The 18,889-nt window shown below is 72.5% G+C and carries 17 protein-coding genes and 2 pseudogenes; 11 read left to right on the plus strand and 8 right to left on the minus strand.

Annotation, left to right across the window (positions count from 1 at the left end; translation table 11 throughout):
• Positions 1-62 precede the first annotated feature (62 nt).
• From V6N00_RS01695 to V6N00_RS01730, 8 genes and pseudogenes are all read left to right on the plus strand, one after another.
• Entirely contained in the window at positions 63-443 is a 381-nt protein-coding gene (locus tag V6N00_RS01695) for a hypothetical protein (RefSeq protein ID WP_334230332.1), read from the plus strand.
• Positions 440-877, plus strand: coding sequence for a MarR family winged helix-turn-helix transcriptional regulator (locus V6N00_RS01700; RefSeq protein ID WP_334230333.1), 438 nt, complete (start codon positions 440-442; stop codon positions 875-877). Before V6N00_RS01695 ends, V6N00_RS01700 begins: the two co-directional genes overlap by 4 nt.
• Positions 874-993, plus strand: a pseudogene (locus tag V6N00_RS01705) (IS481 family transposase); the annotation flags it as partial. The gene V6N00_RS01700 and the pseudogene V6N00_RS01705, both read left to right, overlap by 4 nt.
• Positions 993-1,330: pseudogene (locus tag V6N00_RS01710) on the plus strand (integrase core domain-containing protein); the annotation flags it as partial. The pseudogenes V6N00_RS01705 and V6N00_RS01710, both read left to right, overlap by 1 nt.
• Positions 1,331-1,461: 131 nt before the next feature.
• A complete protein-coding gene (locus V6N00_RS01715) occupies positions 1,462-3,066 on the plus strand; it encodes an HNH endonuclease signature motif containing protein (protein ID WP_334230334.1) in 1,605 nt (534 codons plus the stop codon).
• 199 nt (positions 3,067-3,265) lie between these two features.
• Positions 3,266-4,189: an ABC transporter substrate-binding protein gene (locus V6N00_RS01720; RefSeq protein ID WP_334230335.1), complete on the plus strand. Its 924-nt coding sequence runs from the start codon at positions 3,266-3,268 to the stop codon at positions 4,187-4,189.
• Positions 4,186-5,208, plus strand: coding sequence for an amino acid ABC transporter permease (locus V6N00_RS01725; protein ID WP_334230336.1), 1,023 nt, complete (start codon positions 4,186-4,188; stop codon positions 5,206-5,208). Before V6N00_RS01720 ends, V6N00_RS01725 begins: the two co-directional genes overlap by 4 nt.
• A complete protein-coding gene (locus V6N00_RS01730) occupies positions 5,205-6,011 on the plus strand; it encodes an amino acid ABC transporter ATP-binding protein (RefSeq protein ID WP_334230337.1) in 807 nt (268 codons plus the stop codon). Before V6N00_RS01725 ends, V6N00_RS01730 begins: the two co-directional genes overlap by 4 nt.
• A 116-nt stretch (positions 6,012-6,127) precedes the next feature.
• On the opposite strand, the gene menD is transcribed toward V6N00_RS01730, so the two are convergent.
• From menD to V6N00_RS01745, 3 genes are all read right to left on the minus strand, one after another.
• A complete protein-coding gene (gene menD, locus V6N00_RS01735) occupies positions 6,128-7,888 on the minus strand; it encodes a 2-succinyl-5-enolpyruvyl-6-hydroxy-3-cyclohexene-1-carboxylic-acid synthase (RefSeq protein WP_334230338.1) in 1,761 nt (586 codons plus the stop codon).
• 129 nt (positions 7,889-8,017) lie between these two features.
• Positions 8,018-10,099, minus strand: coding sequence for a PhoX family protein (locus V6N00_RS01740; protein ID WP_334230339.1), 2,082 nt, complete (start codon positions 10,097-10,099; stop codon positions 8,018-8,020).
• Positions 10,100-10,224: 125 nt separating this feature from the next.
• On the minus strand, positions 10,225-11,268 hold the full coding sequence (locus V6N00_RS01745; RefSeq protein ID WP_334230340.1) for an o-succinylbenzoate synthase: 1,044 nt from the start codon (positions 11,266-11,268) through the stop codon (positions 10,225-10,227).
• Between the two features lie 86 nt (positions 11,269-11,354).
• Between V6N00_RS01745 and V6N00_RS01750 the strand changes: the two genes are divergently transcribed.
• Complete coding sequence (locus V6N00_RS01750; RefSeq protein ID WP_334230341.1) at positions 11,355-12,272, plus strand: phosphatase PAP2 family protein; 918 nt, start codon at positions 11,355-11,357, stop codon at positions 12,270-12,272.
• An 86-nt stretch (positions 12,273-12,358) separates the two neighbouring features.
• Positions 12,359-13,063, plus strand: coding sequence for an amidohydrolase family protein (locus V6N00_RS01755; protein WP_334230342.1), 705 nt, complete (start codon positions 12,359-12,361; stop codon positions 13,061-13,063).
• Here V6N00_RS01755 and V6N00_RS01760 read toward each other — a convergent pair.
• The 3 genes from V6N00_RS01760 to V6N00_RS01770 form a co-directional block, all read right to left on the minus strand.
• The gene (locus tag V6N00_RS01760; RefSeq protein ID WP_334230343.1) at positions 13,044-14,303 is read right to left on the minus strand and encodes an MFS transporter; all 1,260 of its coding nucleotides are present in this window, start codon (positions 14,301-14,303) and stop codon (positions 13,044-13,046) included. The genes V6N00_RS01755 and V6N00_RS01760 overlap by 20 nt on opposite strands.
• 57 nt (positions 14,304-14,360) lie before the next feature.
• Positions 14,361-15,062 carry an SDR family oxidoreductase gene (locus V6N00_RS01765; protein WP_334230344.1) on the minus strand — a complete coding sequence of 234 codons (702 nt, stop codon included), beginning with the start codon at positions 15,060-15,062 and terminating at the stop codon, positions 14,361-14,363.
• Between the two features lie 108 nt (positions 15,063-15,170).
• Positions 15,171-15,704 (minus strand): AMIN-like domain-containing (lipo)protein, encoded by a 534-nt coding sequence (locus V6N00_RS01770; protein WP_334230345.1) that lies wholly within the window; start codon positions 15,702-15,704, stop codon positions 15,171-15,173.
• 168 nt (positions 15,705-15,872) lie between these two features.
• Between V6N00_RS01770 and gluQRS the strand changes: the two genes are divergently transcribed.
• The gene (gene gluQRS, locus V6N00_RS01775) at positions 15,873-16,790 is read left to right on the plus strand and encodes a tRNA glutamyl-Q(34) synthetase GluQRS (protein WP_334230346.1); all 918 of its coding nucleotides are present in this window, start codon (positions 15,873-15,875) and stop codon (positions 16,788-16,790) included.
• Here the strand turns inward: gluQRS and V6N00_RS01780 are convergent.
• Both V6N00_RS01780 and V6N00_RS01785 read right to left on the minus strand, forming a co-directional pair.
• The gene (locus V6N00_RS01780; RefSeq protein ID WP_334230347.1) at positions 16,771-17,373 is read right to left on the minus strand and encodes a TetR/AcrR family transcriptional regulator; all 603 of its coding nucleotides are present in this window, start codon (positions 17,371-17,373) and stop codon (positions 16,771-16,773) included. The genes gluQRS and V6N00_RS01780 overlap by 20 nt on opposite strands.
• Positions 17,370-18,713, minus strand: a complete 1,344-nt coding sequence (locus V6N00_RS01785) for an FAD-dependent oxidoreductase (protein WP_334230348.1) — start codon at positions 18,711-18,713, stop codon at positions 17,370-17,372. Before V6N00_RS01785 ends, V6N00_RS01780 begins: the two co-directional genes overlap by 4 nt.
• Positions 18,714-18,889: the final 176 nt, after the last annotated feature.

Consider the following 18,889-nt stretch of genomic DNA (forward strand, 5'->3'; position numbering starts at 1 on the left):
CGGGAGGTTGATGTCGCCGCCACCCACGTACAGGTGTATGCGTATCGCATAGAGTTGTGGTCATGGAACCAAACCTTGAAGAAGCGATCAACGAGTGGCACGCGAGCGTCAATGCCGCGGACCTGCAACGTTCTGCGCGAGCGGTCGGCGATCCGGTCGTTGTTCTCGGCCCGAAGGGCGCTGGTCCGATCACACCTGCCCAGTTCGCCGAGTGGGTGGAGCGATCGGGGATCAAGCTGGTCCCGCGGTCCTGGCACCCTGTCAGTGAACGACTGATGGTGGTGGAAGAGGACGCGACCTGGCCCGAGAGCGCCGAATCTACGCGGGTAGCGACAGTCTTCCGCGCCGCAGATGGGAAGGTGACGGCTGCTCTCAGGCTGCCGGGCCTCAAGGCCGCTCTTGAGCTGGCCTACATCTGCCGCGAGATGGCGGCAACCGAGTGACCGGCCTCGGCCGCGGGCAGGTCCTGTTTCAATTCGTCAGGCACTGGTCACGTCGGTCTGTCGCAGCAGACACGGGCATCGATCAGGGGCGGCTCGTGCTCGTCTGCGAGGCCGTCCATGCCTTGAATCTGCGCGCCATCCCGACAACGGTGAACTCGATCGCTCAGGAGATCGGAATCGACCAGAGCGGCGCATCTCGGTTGATCAAGAGCGCCGCCGTCGCCGGTTACCTCGTCATGGCGTCGTCCGCGACTGACGGCCGACGGCGCGAAGCATCACTCACCGCAGCGGGCCGGTCGATGCTGGACCACGCACATCGCTGGCAGGACGACGTGTTCGCTGAGCTGACGAGAGGATGGAGCGACAAGAAGCACCGCGACTTCCAGCAGGCGATGACCGACCTCATCGAGCGCTCCTACGCGCTGGACGCATGAGTCACGCCAACGCCCCGCTCAGCATCGAGGGACGACGCCGTCGACTGGTCGAGCGCCGCAAGGCGCGTCCTACCGCCCACGTGGCTGCAGAGATGGGGATCTCGTGGGCATGCGCGCGGGACACGGCATCACGCACATCCACCGGATCGTCACCGACAACGGGGCCTGCTACCGATCTGGTGACTTCGCTCGAATCGTCGGACAACGCACTCGCCATCAGAAGACGAAGCCGTACACCCCACGCCACAACGGCAACGTAGAGCGCTACCAGCGAATTGTGGCCGAGGAACTGCTCTACGCCGCGAGTTCACGAGCGAGGACGCCCGCACTTCCGCGATCGGCGTCTGGATCATCCACGACAACTACCACCGCCCACACAGCGGAGCCGGTGGTCGGCCAGCAGCATATCGACTTCGAGACGGCGTCACCAACGTCCAGCCCTCATACAACTAGGGGACGTTTCCCTCGAGCTCGGTGCAGGGGGCGTCATGCCCGGGCCTCTAACCGGGCCGGTCCGTCGAACTCCCTCCACGACTTCGTTCACTCCGACGAGTTCTGTCGGTGGCGGCGGGTTGACTCGTGTCATGGAGGAGCTGTTCACGCTCGAGGACGTCGGCGGATGCGACCACGCCGACGGGACAGGGGCGTCCCCGGCCGTCACGGGGGCCACGCACCCTCCGATGGACGCGGCCGCGATGCTGCGCCGGATCCGTGGGGCGTCGTCCGCCGACGACGCCGACGCGACCGACACGCTCGTGGAAGCCCTCGAGGACGTGCGACGGCTCGAGTCCTGGCTGGCCGCCCGCAAGTATGCCCTCGCTCGCGACGCGTTCCGGTCCGCCGTGGACGATCACGCCGCGTGGATGGCCGCCGATCCCACCTGGGACGACGCTCAGCCGGGCCTCAGACACACGGACGCGACGGGAGTCGGGCTCGGTCGTGCCGAGCGGGCGGCGGTCGCCGAACGAAGCGCGATCGCGGAGATCGCCTGCGCACTCCGGATCGGCGAGTCCGCGGCGCAGACGCTGGTATCGAACGGCGAACTGCTCGGCGCCTCGCTGCCGGACACGGCCGCGGCCCTGGCCGCCGGCGCCATCACCGGTGCCGCCGCCCGCGTCATCGTCGACCTCGCCCGGGAGTACACCACGGTGCCGATCCCCGACGCGGAGACCGACGCTCGCGTGCGGACCGCCGTCGAGCAGACCGAACGGTTCCTCCTCGACGTGGCCCGTGCGGGTGCCGCGACGGGCGAGGTGGGAGCGCGAGCCCGCCGCCTCCGGGAGCGTTTCCACCCCGTGTCGCGACAGCAGCGTCACGATGTGGCTCGGTCCGACCGCTGTGTTCGGGTGGGGCCGGGGCAGGACGGCATGGCACGCCTCTCGGCATGGTTGCCGGCAACCGACGCCCACGCCATCGACCATCACCTGACCACCCTGGCCCGGGCCGCACTGGGACCGCAGCTCGCCGCGGGTTCGGACCCAAGCCCGGGCCTCGGTTCGGGCCACGACGCGGAGGAACGGACCGTGGGTCAGGCGCGCGCGGACGTGCTGACCGACCTGGTCATGCACGCACCTGTTCGTCCCGCTGGTGCCGACGCCGTCGAGAACGCCACCCCTCACGCGCCCGAGGACGCTGGTGAACCGGTCGGTCCGATCGGTCCGCGGCCGTCGCTCGTCCTGACCATGCCCGCGTCCGTCCTGATCGGGGGCGACGGCCCGGCGGTGTTCGGACCGTTCGGAGTCATCGCCGTCGAGGACGCGCGGCAACTCGCCGCGACGGCGGCATCGTTCACGCTCGGGGTCACCGTCGACGACGACGCGTCGCCGACCGGGACCCGGCTGGTCAGCGCGGGCCGGCAGTACCGCATCCCGGCCGAACTGCGTCGCCGCCTGCAGGTGCGGGACGGGACCTGCCGGTTCCCGGGATGCCGCCGTGACGTCCTGCGCTGCGATCTGGACCACCGGGTCGCCTGGGCCGACGGGGGCGACACCGACGAGAACAACCTGGAACACCTGTGCCGTCGACATCACGTGCTCAAGCACCATTCCGGCTGGCAGGTCACCGGTCCACCCGAGGCGACGAACGCCGGGTCGGGATCAGTGCCGACCCACCCGGCGTCCCCGCCGGTGTTCTGGGTTTCACCCACCGGCCGGCGATACCGGAGCGATCCCGACGACCCGCCTTTCTGAGATCCGTCCGCCGGCGCGTTCCCGTGACGTCGCCTCGGCCTGGACCTCGATTTCCCCCTGGCATCGACCGTCATCTCGATCTGGACGTCCCGGCGCGCGAAACAACGTGGACACATCAGGTGGTGCATACTCGTCACAGCATGCGCAGCGGCAGTGGGCCGTTGCCGCACCGTTGCCTGCCCGTTCACAGGAGGACGCTTTGCGCTCACGACTGCTCGCTTCTGCCCTGGTCCTCACGGTCCTCGGCGCCGTCACCGGCTGCACCAACTCGGACACGACGTCCAGCCCGGCCACCAACGCCTCGGGTTCCGCCGCCGCCAGCTTCGACCCGACCTCGGTCTCCAAGGACGACGCCCTCGCCGGCCAGGTGCCCGCTGCGCTCAAGTCCAAGGGCACCCTGACCGTGGGCTCCGACACCTCCTACGCCCCGGCCGAGTTCCTCAAGGCCGACGGCCAGACCGCGCAGGGCTACGACGTGGACCTGGCCAAGGCGATCGCCGCGACCCTCGGCCTGAAGGCCACCGTCCAGACCGCCGAGTTCCCCTCGATCCTGCCGGGCCTCGGCACCAAGTACGACGTGGGCATCTCCTCCTTCACGGTCAACGCCGACCGCCTGAAGGCCGTCAACATGGTGTCCTACTTCAAGGCCGGCACCCAGTGGGCGGTCAAGAAGGGCAACCCCAAGGGCGTCTCGATCGACGACATCTGCGGCAAGACCGTCGGCGTCCAGACCGGCACCGTCCAGGAGACCCCGGACCTGACCGACCGCAACGCCAAGTGCAAGTCGGCCGGCAAGGGCGAGATCACCGTCGTCTCCCTGAAGAACCAGACGGACGTCACCACCCGCCTGGTCAACGGCAGCATCGACGCCATGGCCGCGGACTCCCCGATCACCAACTACGCGATCACCCAGACCAACGGGCAGATCGAGAAGCTCGGCGACGTCTACGACGCCGCCCCGCAGGCGATCACCGTGGCCAAGAAGGACACCGCCCTGGCGGCCCTGATGCAGAAGACGATGCAGAAGCTCATCGACGACGGCACCTACACCAAGATCCTCGCGGCCTGGGGCAACACCGATGGCGCCATCAAGACGTCAGAGCTGAACCCGGCGCAGTCGTGAGCCACGGCGTCACCACCCGCAAGGACCCCGGGACCGGCGGCAGCGCCCGGCCGGACCTGATCAACGCCGTCCCCGTCCGGCACCCCTGGCGCTGGGTGGGCGCGGCGGTGCTCCTCGTGCTCGTGGCTCTGCTGGCGCAGAGCCTGGTGACGAACCAGAACTACCGCTGGGACGTCGTCGCCAAGTACATGCTCGACACCCGGGTGATCGCCGGCGTCGGCTGGACCCTGCTCCTGACCGTCCTGTCGATGGTCATCGCCATCGTGCTGGCGATCACCCTGGCTTTGATGCGGCAGTCGGACAATCCCCTGTTCCGCGCGGTCAGCTGGGTGTGGGTGTGGTTCTTCCGCGGCACCCCCGTGTACACCCAGCTGGTGTTCTGGGGTCTCGTCGCCACCTTGTACCCGGTGATCGCGCTGGGCGTTCCGTTCGGACCCTCCCTGTTCGAGATCAACACCTCGGACCTGGTGGGCAACTACTTCTGGCCGGCCACCATCGGCCTGGCCCTGAACGAGTCGGCCTACCTGGCGGAGATCTTCCGTGCCGGCCTGAAGTCCGTGGACGGAGGCCAGGAGGAAGCGGCCGAGGCCCTGGGCATGCGCAAATCCGTGATCATGCGGCGCATCGTGCTCCCCCAGGCCATGCGCGTCATCGTCCCGCCCACGGGCAACGAGACCATCGGCATGCTCAAGACGACGTCGCTCGTGCTGGCGGTCCCGTTCACCCTGGACCTGACCTTCTCCACCAACGCCATCGCCAACCGCATCTACCTGCCCATCCCGCTGCTCATCGTCGCGGCCCTGTGGTACCTGCTCATCACGAGCGTCCTCATGGTCGGCCAGTACTACATCGAGCGGCACTTCGGGCGGGGTGTGGACGCGGATTCCCCGGCGCCGGTGAAGGTGACGCCGGCGGCCCACCACGCGCCCGCGGACGGCGCGGACACCACCGACGCGCGGGCGCTGACGGGCGAGGGCGACCTCCCCGGCAACCGCGGCGCAGGAGGCGACGGACGATGACCAGCGAGACCACCAGCGCCACCACGACGACGGAGCGCGGCACCGAGCCACTCGTGAAGATCGAGGGGCTGCACAAGTTCTTCGGCGACCACCACGTGCTGCGCGGCATCGACCTGACCGTCGGCCGCGGCGAGGTGTGCGTCGTCGTCGGGCCCTCCGGTTCCGGCAAGTCCACGGTGCTGCGCTGCGTCAACCAGCTCGAGACCATCAGCGCCGGGCGCATCTACATCGGCGACGAGCTGATCGGCTACCGCGAGCAGGACGGCCGGCTGCACGACCTCACGCCCCGGCAGATCGCGGCCCAGCGCCGCGAGGTCGGCATGGTGTTCCAGCGGTTCAACCTGTTCCCCCACATGACGGCGCTGCAGAACGTGATGGAAGCGCCCATGCAGGTCAAGGGCGTCAAGAAGGCCGAGGCGACGAGGCGGGCGCACGAGCTGCTGGAACGGGTCGGCCTGGGCGAACGCTCAGGGCACTACCCGTCGCAGCTCTCCGGCGGTCAGCAGCAGCGCGTGGCGATCGCCCGGGCCCTGGCCATGGAGCCGGAGCTGATGCTGTTCGACGAGCCCACCTCGGCGCTCGACCCCGAACTCGTCGGCGACGTGCTCGAGGTGATGAAGGACCTGGCCCGTTCGGGCATGACGATGATGGTCGTCACCCACGAGATGGGATTCGCGCGCGAGGTCGGCGACACCCTGGTGTTCATGGACCAGGGCGCCGTCGTCGAGTCCGGTCACCCGCGCGAGGTGCTCGGCAACCCGCAGAACCCGCGCACCCAGGAGTTCCTCTCCAAGGTGCTGTGACCTGACGGCCCGGCTTCACCCTCGAATGCCGCGTTGGTCGGCGATTGCCCCGTTGGTCGCGGCAGTCGACGAGCAACGCGGCATGTCGCTGTCCGGGGTCGGTGCGGAACGGCCGGTCAGCGCCCGGCGGCGATGTCGGCGGCCGCCGCGGTGAACGACGCGTGCAGCTCCGCCAGGCGGCTCCGGTCGGCGACCACCTCGATCAGGCTGCGGCCACGGATCGGCGCCGCGAGGGCGTCGTCGAGCGCGTCGAGGTCCGCGACGCGCTGGTGCCGGACCCCGTAGGCGGCGGCGAGGGCGGCCAGGTCGACCTGCTGGGGCGTGCCGAAGAGCCGCTCGACGGCGCTCGTCCAGCCGGGTCGCCGGGCGACGCGGCCGTGCTCGAGCAGCCCGAAGATCGCTCCCCCGGCGTCGTTGAGCACCACCGCCTGCAGGTCTGGCTCCCGCTCCCCTGCTCCGAGGTACCAGCCGGTGGCGTCATGGAGGTAGGTGACGTCCCCGAGCAGTACCCGCACGGGTCGGCCGGTACCGAGCGCGACGCCGGACGCCGTCGAGATGGTGCCGTCGATGCCCGCGACCCCACGGTTGGCGATCACCCGCAGCGGCCCGGGACCGTCCACGGGGGCCGCCAGGTCGAGGTCCCGGATGGGGTTGGACGATCCGGCCACGAGGATGCCGTCGGTGGCGGCCCACAGGTGCGCGGCCAGCAGCGGGCCGTTGAGCCCGTGGCCCTCGCGCGCGTCGGCCTCGGCGAGGGCGGTCAGTCGCGTGGCCAGGCGGGCACCGAGGCCGGTCCACTCGGCCGCCCAGCCATCCGGTCCGCTGCCGGCGAAGGCGGCCAGCTCGGCGAGGTCGGTGATGACCCGTTCCCGGCGGCGGCCCGGGTCGAACCAGGCGACCGGCGTCGGCGCATACAGGGCGGTCTCGATCTCGGGACGGCTGAGCAGCGCGGCGACCGGCCGGCTGAGCGTCGGCCGCCCGAACAGCACCGCCCGTTCGACCCGTTCGAACAAGTGCGGCAGCAGCAGCCGGTAGGCGGCGACGGACGTGGCCCCGTGCCGGGCGTTCGAGGAGGGCTCCGCGAGCAGCGGCAGGCCGAGGTCGGCGGCGAAGCGGGCGGCCTCGGGCCCGGCGCCGTCCCCGGCGACGACGACGGTGCGATGAGGTGTCGTGGCGGCGGCGGAGCGGGCCGCGTGGCTCACGGGGGTGGATTCGTCGCCCGAACCGGACACGGATCCGGCGTCGGTCGAGGACGAGTCCGAGGCAGCGACGTCACCGTCGACCGCCGGATCGCCCGCCGGCACCAGCGGGTCCCGGAAGGCCAGGTTGAGCTGGACCGGCCCGGGCGCCGTCGCGGCTGGGGTGGAGGATCCCGGCAACAGCCCCTGCGCGGCGGCCAGCACCCGGCTCGCCGCCTCCAGCGCCGCGTCGATGTCGTCGGCCGGCACGTCGACCGCTTCCCGCACGTGGACCCCGAAGAGGCCGGCCTGCCGGGTGGTCTGGTTGGCGCCGGTGCCGCGCAGTTCCTCGGGTCGGTCGGCGCTGATGACGAGCAGCGGCACCGCGCTGTGGTTGGCCTCCATGACCGCGGGCATCAGGTTGCCGACGGCGGTGCCGCTCGTGGTGACGACGGCTGCCGGGACGCCGGTGCCGCGGGCCAGGCCCAGAGCGGTGAAGCCGGCGGAGCGTTCGTCGATCCGCACGTGCAGCCGCAGCCGGCCGGCAGGACCCTCGTCCTCGTCGGGCGCGACCGCCACCTCGGCCAGCGCGTAGGCCAGCGGGGCGCTGCGGGAGCCGGGGCACACCACGACGTCGCGCACCCCGCCGTCGATCAGCAGGCGCACGACCGCCCGGGCCACGGTCGTCGAATCAGTCACCGGTCCATCATGCCGCCCTCACCCGGACGACACCGACCCGGCCGGACGCATCGGCCGGCCGGGTCGGTGGACGCCGCTGGGCGGCGTCATCCGGGGCGTGCCGTTCGTTCACGCCCCGGCCGGGGTGGCTCAGCGCCGGTGCACCTGCACCACCGACGGGCGCGGCGCGGCGACCTGGCCGGCGCGCGGCGTCGTTCCCGGGCGGACGTAGTCCGGGAAGAGCGAGTGCTGATCGGCGAACGTGCCCTCCTCGCCCGGGTGCTGCACGGCGACGTAGACCATGCCGTCCCGGTCGTGGATGACGGGCCCGCAGGTCTCTGCCTCGGTGGGCACCGAGAGGAACTGCTGGACGCGGCCCCGATCGCGGCCCTCGATGGTGACCTTGAACAGCCCGTCGTTGTACCCGATGGTCGACGGCGCCCCGTCGGTGGAGATCCACAGGTTGCCGACCGAGTCGAACGCGACGTTGTCGGGGCAGGAGATCGGCGAGACCTTGTCCTTCGGGAAGCCCGCGAAATACGTGGCGGCGTTCTTCGCGGGATCGCCGCAGACCAGCAGCAGGTTCCACCGGAAGGTGGTGGCGGCGGCCCGGTTCCCGGTGTCGCTGATCTCGACGATGTGCCCGTCCCGGTTGGCCGTGCGCGGGTTGGCCTCGTCGGGGCCGGCCTTGCCCGCCGCGCCGCGGTCGCTGTTGTTGGTGCAGGCGACGTACACCCTGCCGGTCATCAGGCTCGGCTGGACGTCCTCGCAGCGGTCCATCTTCGTCGCGCCCACCTGGTCGGCCGCGAGGCGCGTGTGGACGAGCACCTCCTCGACGCTCATGCCGCTGACCATGGACCGGCCGCCGACGACGAGCGGCAACCACATGCCGCTGCCGTCGAAGGCGCCGTCGGTCGGGAGCTTCCCGGTGCCGTCGATCTCGCTCGCGGCGCTGTCGCCCCGGAACTTCGCGACGAACAGGTCGCCCTCGGAGAGGAGCGTCAGGTTCTCGGCGCGGTTCTTCGAGACCCGGCGGCGGGAGACGAACTTGTACAGGTAGTCGAACTTCTCGTCGTCGCCCATGTAGGCCACGACGCGGCCCTCGCCGTCCACCCGCACGTTGGCGCCCTCGTGCTTGAACCGGCCCATCGCGGTGTGCTTGACGGGCGTGGACGTCGGGTTCTGCGGGTCGATCTCGACGATCCAGCCGAAGTGGTTCGACGCGTTCTCGTACCCGGTATTGCGGGTGTCCCAGCGCTGCTCGTCGGCCTCCCAGCCGTACGTGCTCGGCGCGTCCTTCAGCCCGTACCGCTTGTCCTCGGCGCTCGTGCCCGGGGTGCGGAAATAACCGTTGAAGTTCTCCTCGCCGGAGAGCACGGTGCCCCAAGGCGTCGTGCCGCCGGAACAGTTGCCGATGGTGCCGCGGGTCGTGGTGCCGTCGGCGTGCTCGACGGTGCGCAACAGCGCGGAGCCGGCGGCGGGACCGTCGAACGCGAAGGTGGTGTCGGCGTCGATGCGGCGGTTGCGGCGGCCGCCGACGGTGTAGTCCCAGGGCCGGCCCTTGCGGCGCCGGGTCAGCTCGACGACGGACATGCCGTGCGCGGCGCGGGCGACCGCCCGGTTGGTGGCCTGCTGGGCCGGGTCCGAGGTGGCCGGGAACATGATGCCCGGGTTGACGTACTCCTGGTTGCAGACGAGCAGGCCGGTCCGGCCGTTCCCGTGGTCGACCAGGATGTCCGTGTAGTCGTTGTTGTAGCCGAACTGCCGCTTCTGGGCGGCCGCGGTCTGGTGCTGCAGGTCGAACGCGGGGCTGTCGGCGAAGAGTGGGTCGCCCCAACGGATGATCGGCGACCAGGTGTAGCCGGCGGGGACGGTCAACGCGTCGACCGTCCTGTCCACCGGGGTGATCGGGGTGAACGGCAGCCGTCCGGCGTCCCCGTGGCCATGCCCGTGGCCGGTGGGGAGGGCGGACGAGACCGGCGCCGCGGCCGCGGGGGCGGCGGTGGCTCCGGCGGCGATCAGGACCGCGCCGGCCGCCCCGAGGCCGAGCACGTTGCGCCGGCTGAGCGCCGCGGCAGCGACGTCGCGGAAGTACTCGTTGTCCGTGGTGTTGCAGGTCTCGCCCAGGCAGGCGTTGCCGCACTTGAAGTGGCAGGTCACCGGACTGCGTTTGCCCTTGGTGTGCCCGGACATGGGCAGGAGCGACAGCGGTGCGCGCGTGGTCTCGTTCATCGTTCCCTCATCGGCTCGTGCGTGTGATGGCCCCGGATCGTGACACTGCCAGAGGGCGGTCAGCGCGGCGCGACGCCCGGGTGACCGCACGGTGAACACGCGGTGGCCGGGTGGTGCCCTCAGCGTCAGACCCTGGCGGCCAGCACGGCGTACACGCGAGCGAGGCGGTCCCGCCACCACCGTTCGCGTTCCGGCGACGCGGCGAGCGCGTCCAGCCGGTCGGGGTCGGGCACGACGTCGCACACGTCGAGGTACCCGTCGACGGGCCGGAGGGAGTCGGTGACGACGTCGTCGGCCATCAGGGCCACCGTCCCGAGCCCGCACGCGTACGGCAGGTCCGGCAGGGCCGCGGCCAGAGCGACCCCGCCCCGGATGCCGACGCTCGTGTCGAGCGCGCTCGAGACGACGGCGGGCAGGCCCGCGGCGGCGACGACGGCGAGCGCGCGGCGCACCCCGCCGAGCGGGGCGGCCTTGACGACGATGAGGTCGGCGGCCCGCGCGCGAGCGACCCGCAGCGGGTCGTCGGCCCGGCGCACGCTCTCGTCGGCCGCGATCGGGGTGTCGACGCCGCGCTCCCGCAGCGCCTCCCGCAGGCGGGCCAGCCCGTCGATGCCGTCCACGGGCTGCTCGGCGTACTGCAGGTGCACCGGGCCGAGCGCGGTCAGCGCCTCGACCGCGGCCTCGTGCGACCAGCCCGCGTTGGCATCCACCCGCAGGTCCGCGTCGGGCAGCGCCGTGCGCACCGCGGCGACCCGGGCGACGTCGTCGTCCAGGCTCTGCCCGCGCTCGGCGACCTTGATCTTGACCGTCCCGACGGGCCCGAAGCCGGCGAGCACCTCGGGGACCCGGTCGGCGCCGACCGCGGGGACGGTGGCGTTGACCGGGATCCGGTCGCGCACCGGCGCCGGGTACCCCGTCCAGGCGGCCTCGATCCCGGCGGCGAGCCACGCGGCCGCCTCGGCGTCGTCGTACTCGGGGAACGGCCCGAACTCGCCCCACCCGGCCGGCCCGCGCAGGAGCAGCACCTCCCGCGTCTCGGTGGCCCGGAACCGGACCCGCATCGGGACGCTGACGACGCGGGCGACGTCCTGCAGGTCCGCCAGGGGCGGGAGGTCGGCCGACCGCACGGGAGGCAGAGTGACGTCGTCGGGCTGTGCTGCATCGCTCATCGGTTCAGCGTATCCACCGGGAATCCCGCCTCAACGGTCAGGCTCGCGGTGGCCGGGGCCGCGACACGGATGGGAGAATGGGGCCGATGAGCCTGTCCGAACTGACCCGCAGCCGTGGCCGTGCCGGCAGCCGCCGGACGGCCGCCCGTCCCCTGCCCGTCGCCGTCCTGTGGACCGGAGCGGGCCTGTGCGCCGCCGCCGTCTTCGCGGTCTACGCGTTCTTCGTCCGCACGGTCCTCGGCCAGCAGCTCGACGAGGCGCCCCTGACGAGCGCGCAGAAGCTGCACACCGCCGACGACCCGATCGCGGTGTGGCTCCAGACGCTGCCGTGGTTCCTCATCGCGGGGGTGCTGATGGCCATCGCCGTCGTCATCGCCGTGGTCCGGCGCCGGTGGGCGGTGCTGATCGCGGTCCTGGTGACGATCGCCGGGTCCACACTGACCACCCAGTTCCTCAAGTACGCCGTGTTCGAGCGTCCGGATCTCGGGCTGGACACCCTAACCCTGAACTCCCTGCCGTCCGGCCACACGACCGCTGCCGCTGCCGCCGCGGCGGCGCTGCTGCTCGCCGTCCCCCGCGAGTGGCGGCCCGTGTTCGGGGTGGCCGGCGCCGCCTTCACGATGTCCGTGGCCGGCTCGACCCTGATCAGCTACTGGCACCGGCCCTCGGACACGGTCGCCGCGATGGCCGTGGTCGGGGCGTGGACGTTCGCGGCCGCCGCGTTCACCGACCCGCGGGCCACCCGCCGGCGCGGCCGGGCCACCGGCGGCGCCGCCCGCAACCGCGCCGTCGCCGAGCAGGCACGGCTCGCCGGGCTCGTGCTGTTCGGGATCGCCGTCGTCGCCCTGTGCGTGTCCGGGCTGCTCTACACCGGGGTGATCCCGGCCTCGATCGCCGGCACCGGCGGCAACCTGTGGGCGGGTTTGCTGTTCGAGACGTCCGCGGCGTGCGCGCTCTTCGCCGCCCTGACCCTCGTCCTCGGCCGGCGAACGGTGCTCCCCTGAGCGCTCCGGCGGCGCGCGCACCGCTGTTCGACGCCCACCTGCACATCGTCGATCCGGCCTTTCCGCTGATCCCCAACGACGGGTTCGTGCCCGAGCCGTTCCCGGTGGACGCCTACCGCACCCGCGTGGCGTCGCTCGACGTTCGCGGCGGCGCCGTGGTCTCCGGATCCTTCCAGGGCTTCGACCAGACCTACCTGCTCGACGCGCTGGCCCGGCTCGGGCCCGGTTTCGTCGGCGTCACCCAGCTTCCCGCGACCGTCACCGACGCGGAGATCACCCGGCTGGACGCGGCCGGGGTGCGGGCAATGCGGTTCAACGTCCGTCGCGGCGGGTCGGCCGCGCTCGAGACGCTCGAGTCACTGGCGCGGCGCGTGCACGACGTCGCCGGCTGGCACGCCGAACTGTACATCGACGCCCGGGACCTGCCCGACCTGCTGCCCGTCCTGCGGCGCCTGCCCGCCGTGAGCATCGACCACTTCGGCCTGCACCGGGACGGCCTGCCCCACCTGCTGGCCGCCGTCGAGCACGGCGCCCGGGTCAAGGCCACCGGATTCGGCCGTGTGGACCTGGATCCGGCGGAGACGATCGCGGCGATCCTGGAGGTCGACCCGACGGCGCTGTTGGCCGGCACCGACCTTCCGTCGACGCGGGCCCGGCGCCCGTTCGCGGACGCTGACCTCGACCTGCTGGCGGACGCGGCGGGCGAGCACCGGGACGCGGTGCGGTGGGGCAACGCCGCCGCGTTCTACCGGGTCGGGGCGCTGCCCGCCGTCATCCCCGGGCGGGCCTGATCCGCGGCAGCAGGATCACGAAGAGGGCCGCGGCGATCAGGCCGAGCACACCCGTGACGGCCACGCCGGCGGCGAGGGAGACCGCGTCCGTGACGGCGGAGAGCAGCAGTGGTCCCGCGGTCGACCCCGCGTCCGCCATGAACCGCCACACGCCGAGGAACTGCACGCGCCCGTCCGGCGGAGAGTAGTCGGCGCCGAGGGTCATCACCAGCCCGGAGCCGATGCCGTTGCCGAATCCGAGCATCACGGCGACGAGCAGGAACGGGACGGTCGTCGTCGTCAGCGGGCAGAGCAGCAGGGCCACCCCCATGACGAGCATGCTGGGCGCGGCCACCGCGAGCCGCCCGCGGGTGTCCATGAGCTTGCCGGCCGGGTAGAAGACGAGCATGTCGACGGCCCCGGAGATGCCGTAGACCAGCGACGTGGCGGACGGATCGAGGCCGAGGCTCTCCGCCCACAGCGGGATGACGACCTGGCGCGCCTGCCGGATCGCGGAGACGAAGACGACGGCCACCCCGATCGTGGCGTAGATCCGGGCGTGGCTGCGCAGCACCGACCGGATCGTCACCGGGGACCGCTCGGGCTGGTCCGCGCGCGGGCCCGCCGACGCGGTGCCGCCGGCCACCTCGTCGGTCGTGACCACCGGCAGCGACCGGTCGGGCTGGGACGACACGGACGGGTCCGGCATCGACAGGGCGATGGCGCCGGCGACGACGAGGGCGACGACGCCCACGAGGTAGGCCCCGCCGAGCCCGGACAGCCGGATGACGCCGGCACCGATGAACGGGCCGATGAACAGGCCGATCCGCATCGACCCGCCGAGGCTGGACAGGGCGCGGGCCCGGTACCGCGGCTCGACCATGACGGTCAGGTACAGCTGGCGCGCGAGGTTGAAGACGGCGCCGGAGCAGCCGATGAGGAAGACGGCGACAGCGAGGACGGCGAGGTTCGGCGCGAGCAGCGCCAGCAGCATCCCGACCGCGCACAGGACGGCGGCGGAGACGATGGCCCACCGCTCCCCGATGCGGGCGGTGACGATCGAGGCGGGGATGTTGGACAGCAGCGACCCGACGCCGATCAGGGTGACGATGAGCGCGGCGACCGCGACGGACCCGCCGAGGTCGCGCGCCGTCAGCGGCACCAGCGGGAGGATGGCGCCCTCGCCGACGGCGAAGAGGACCGAGGGGCCGAACACGGGAATGACGAATCTGCGCAGGGAGAAGTCGTCGCGTCCGGCCATCGATTCCACTCTACGCGCGCCTGCGCGGGCGCGGCGGTGCCTTCTGGTCGGTGCCGGCTACCGGCCCATCGGGCGCACGTTGAGCGACTCGACCTGTGCCTCGGGGGTGGCCGAGAGCGCGAAGACCACGGCCCGGGCCACGGACTCGGGCGTGAGGTAGGAGTCGGCCCGGTAGTCGCCGCCCTGGTGGTCGACGATCTGGCGCTGCATGTCCGTGTCCACCTTGCCGGGGTGGATCGAGGTGACGCGGACGCCGTGCTCCCGTTCCTCCTCGCGCAGCGTGTCGGAGAAGGCCCGGAGCGCGAACTTGCTGGCGCTGTAGACGCTGTTGCCCGGACTCGTGAAGAACCCGGACCCGGAGTTGATGAGCACCACCTGGCCGTGGGCCCGGCGCAGGGCGGGAAGCAACCGGGCGGTCAGATCCGCCACGGCGACGACGTTGACCTCGAACACCTCACGCCACGTCGCCCGGGCCAGGTCCTCGACGGTGCCCATCGCCGTGATGCCCGCCGAGTGGACGAGGGCGTCGAGCCGGTCGACACCCGGGGCGGCCGCGGCGACGTCGTCCTCCGAGGTCAGGTCCGCGACGAACGGCTCGGCGGAGGGATACGACGCGACGACGGCGTCGACCGCGTCACGGTCCCGGCCGCCGATCAGCAGGTGGTGGGTGGCGGCGAGTTCGTCGGCGACCGCGCGGCCGATGCCACGGGTGCCGCCGGTGATGAGCACGTGCGGGCGGGTGTCCAGGCGGTTGTCCATCGGTCCAGCCTAGGGGCGCCGCGGTGAAGGCCGGACACACGGGAGGTGCCGCGGCGTCGAGCCGCGACACCCCTCGTCGTTCCTCTTCTCGATCGGACAGGGATGCGCTCACCACCGGTGGGCGACGTCGACCACGAGCCGGCTCGTGGTCCCGTCGGTGAGCACGAACGCCCGCATGGGCAGCCGCGCCCGGACGCCGACGCCGACGGTCGACTGCCCCTCGAAGCTGCCGCCCCAGGCCACCTGACGCAGCGTCTGGTACCCGCTGACGTTCACCATCTCGGAGCTGTTCAGCGCCGGGCTGGTGCCGGCCGCGTTGATCGTGACGTCCAGGGAGGCGCCGCCGCGCAGGGCGAGCGGCTGCCCGGAGCCCTGCCGGAGCACCTGGCTCACGTACTGCACGCGGAAGCCCACGGTGGAGCCCCGCACGTCGACCACCAGCCGGTCGTAGCAGTCGTGCTGGCCGGCGCGCACGCCCGTCAGGCTGGCCGCCGTCCACGGCAGGGTTCCCTTCGGCGTCGATCCCCAGGTGATCCCGCACCAGGGTGCCGCCGTCGTCGTGGCCGCCGTCGCCGTCGACGGGACCACCAGCAACGAACCGGCCAGCGCCACGGCGGCGACGGCCGATCGCGTCCTTCTCATGACTACCTCCTCCGACGGCCCCCAACGGCCGCCGATTCCGGCGTCACGCCCCGTGCATGACGCATCGGTGGCTCGATCGTAGGGACGCCCGATCGCGCCCGGATAGAGGGGTTCTCCTGGTCCCGGACCGTGATCGAGGTCGCGCTGCGGCCTCAGTAGGGTGAACGGGTGAGTCCCGCCGGCCGCTACGCCCCGTCCCCGACCGGGGACCTGCACGTCGGCAACCTGCGGACGGCGCTGCTGGCGTGGGCCTTCGCGCGCGCCACCGGGCGGGCGTTTCTCCTGCGGGTCGAGGACCTGGACCGGGCCCGGTCCGGCTCGGCGGAGCGACAGCTGGCGGACCTGGCGGCGATCGGTACCGACTGGGACGGCGACGTCGTCGTCCAGTCCGCGCGCGGCACCCTCTACGAGGAGGCCCTGCACACCCTGCGCGAGCGGGGGCTCGTGTATGAGTGCTTCTGCACCCGCCGGGAGATCGCCGAGGCGGCGTCGGCCCCGCACGCGGCGCCCGGGGCCTACCCCGGCACCTGCCGGAACCTCGACGACGCCGAGCGGGCGACCCGGCGGGCGAGCGGCCGGCCCCCGGCCCTGCGGCTGCGCGCGGCGGTGGATGCCTTCACCGTCCACGACGTCATCGCCGGGCACTGGACCGGGCCGGTCGACGACCTCGTGCTCGTGCGCAACGACGGGACGGTCGCCTACAACTTCGCCGTCGTGCTCGACGACGGCGAACTGGGCATCGACCAGGTGGTGCGGGGCGACGACCTGCTCTCCTCCGCCCCGCGGCAGGCGTACCTGGCGACGGTGCTCGGGCTGACGCCGCCCACGTACGCGCACGTGCCGCTGGTCCTCGGCCCGACCGGGGCGCGGCTGGCCAAGCGCGACGGCGCGGTGACGCTCCGGGACCTCGTCGCGGCGGGCTCCTCGGTGGCCGACGTCGTCGGGATGATCGCCGACTCGCTGGACCTGCCCGGCGTGCGGACCGCCGCCGGCCTGCTCGCCGCGTTCGACCCGGCCGCGCTCCCCCGCCACCCGTGGACGTTCACGCCGGAGTCGTCCACGCCCGTCAGGGCAGCGGGCCGGTGAGGTAGCGCTGCAGGTTCGGCGCGATGAGGGCGACGATCTGCTCGTGCGGCATCGAGGCGATGGGCTCGAGCTTGACCACGTACCGGGTGAGGATGAGGCCCGCGATCTGGCTCGCGACCAGCGACGCCCGCAGGGCCCGCTCGGCGTCGTCGCCGGGCAGGTGTTCGACGATGGGCGTGAGCGCACGGCGCTGGATGAACTGACGCAGCAGGGCGACGCCCCAGTCCCGGTGCAGGCCGGAGCGGAAGAGCCCGACGGCGGCCGCGCCCGCCGGGGAGTCCCAGACGGGCAGCAGGGTCGCCAGCAGCCGTGCCGCGAGACCGTCGGTGGCCTCGGGCCGAACCGAGCGGACGTACTGGGCCGGGTCGAAGGGCGCCTCGACCGCGGCGAGGAAGAGCGGTTCCTTGCCGCCGAAGTGGTGGTTGATCATGGCCGGGTCCACCCCGGCGTCGGCGGCGATGGCCCGCACGGTGGCCCCGTCGAAGCCGTCGGCGGCGAACCGGCGGCGGGCCGCTGCGAGGATCAGGCCCCGGGTGTCGTGTCCACCACCGCGCCGGCCGCGCCGCGGTCCCGCTGCCGTCATCCGGCGGCGTCCGACGTGGCGGCCCCCGGCGCGCCGGCGGACGTGCTCGTGCGGCCGGGCCGCCGGGCGAAGGCGGGGGCGTGCTCGGGCCGGGGACCGAGGGCGATCAGCCGGGCCGGGAGCGCGGAGAGCGCCGGGACGCGGCGGACGAGGGCGATCAGGGCGGCCGGCGGCGCGCTGCGCCTGCCCTGCACCGCCGGCCCGAAGATCGCCTTCTGCAGCCCGCGCTGGAGGGTCTGGATGATGACGGTCGGCGGGTAGCGGCGCCGCTGCACGGCGGCGAGATCGCCCTCGGTCAGCGTGCCGGAGCGCAGCGGGCCGGCCAGCCGGGTGGCCGCAGCGACGGCGTCCTGCACGGCGAGGTTGATGCCCACCCCGCCGGCCGGTGACATCGCGTGCGCGGCGTCGCCGATCAGCAGCAGACCGGGCCGGTGCCAGCGGCGCAGGCGATTGAGCTTGACGTCGAGCAGGTGCACCTCGTCCAGCGACGTGATGGCGGAGACCCGGTCCGCCAGGTCCGGCCGCAGGTGCGCGATCCGCTCGCGGAACCGGTCGAGGCCCTCGGCGCGCAGCGCGGCGTCGGCGCCCTTCTCCCGGAAGTAGGCGATCTGGAAGAACGTGTCGCGCACGAGCGAGAGGGCCAGCTCGCCGTCGCCGAACACCGGCATGAGGGCCGAGTGCTGCCGTTCGCCCTCGTGCCGCGGCAACCGGAACCACCAGGTGTCGAAGGGGACGGGGTACTCGGTGGGCACGAGCCCGGCCTGCTCGCGCAGCAGGGAGCTGCGGCCGTCGCACGCCACCGTGAGCGGGGCGGTGAGCCGGTGCCGGGTGCCGGTGGCGTGGTCGAGGTACTCGACGCCGGTGACGGCGCCGTCCTCGGACGTCAGGCCCGTGACCTCCGCCTGCATCCGGATGTCGAAGCCGCGTTCGGGCGTCGCCTGCTCGACGAGGAAGTCCAGCAGGTCCCACTGCGGGATCATCGCGATGTAGTCGTAAGGCGGGTCCAGGCGACCGAAGTCCGCGATCGTCACGGTCGTCCCGTCGCCGGCCGGCAGCTCGAAGTTGCCGAGCCGGTCCTGCGGGAGCGCGGCGAAGGCCTCGCCGAAGCCGAGCTCGTCCATGAGGCGGATGGTGGAGGCGTGCACGGTGTCCCCGCGGAAGTCGCGCAGGAAGTCCCGGTGCTTCTCCAGGACGGTGACGCGGACGCCGCCGCGGGCGAGGATCAGGGCGAGCATGACGCCGGCCGGTCCCCCGCCGACGACGATGCAGTCGCGCGCCTCCGTGACGATGCCGTCCGCGGTGGGCGTGGCGGTCGGATCGGCGGGCGTTCCGGTGGACATGGCGGCCTCCCTGGCTGGGAATTCAACGCTTGTTGAATTGACGATACGCCGGTGTGCGCGCAAGGGGAAGAGCGATGGGACAGCGACCCGTCGCCGCGGTCGGAAGCGGTCCGCATCGGCCTTCTCCGTCCGGCTCGGCGGCCCTACGCTCGCGTCCATCACCGCCGAACCGGATG

It is taken from the genome of Tersicoccus mangrovi, from assembly GCF_036881825.1.
GTDB lineage: Bacteria > Actinomycetota > Actinomycetes > Actinomycetales > Micrococcaceae > Tersicoccus > Tersicoccus mangrovi.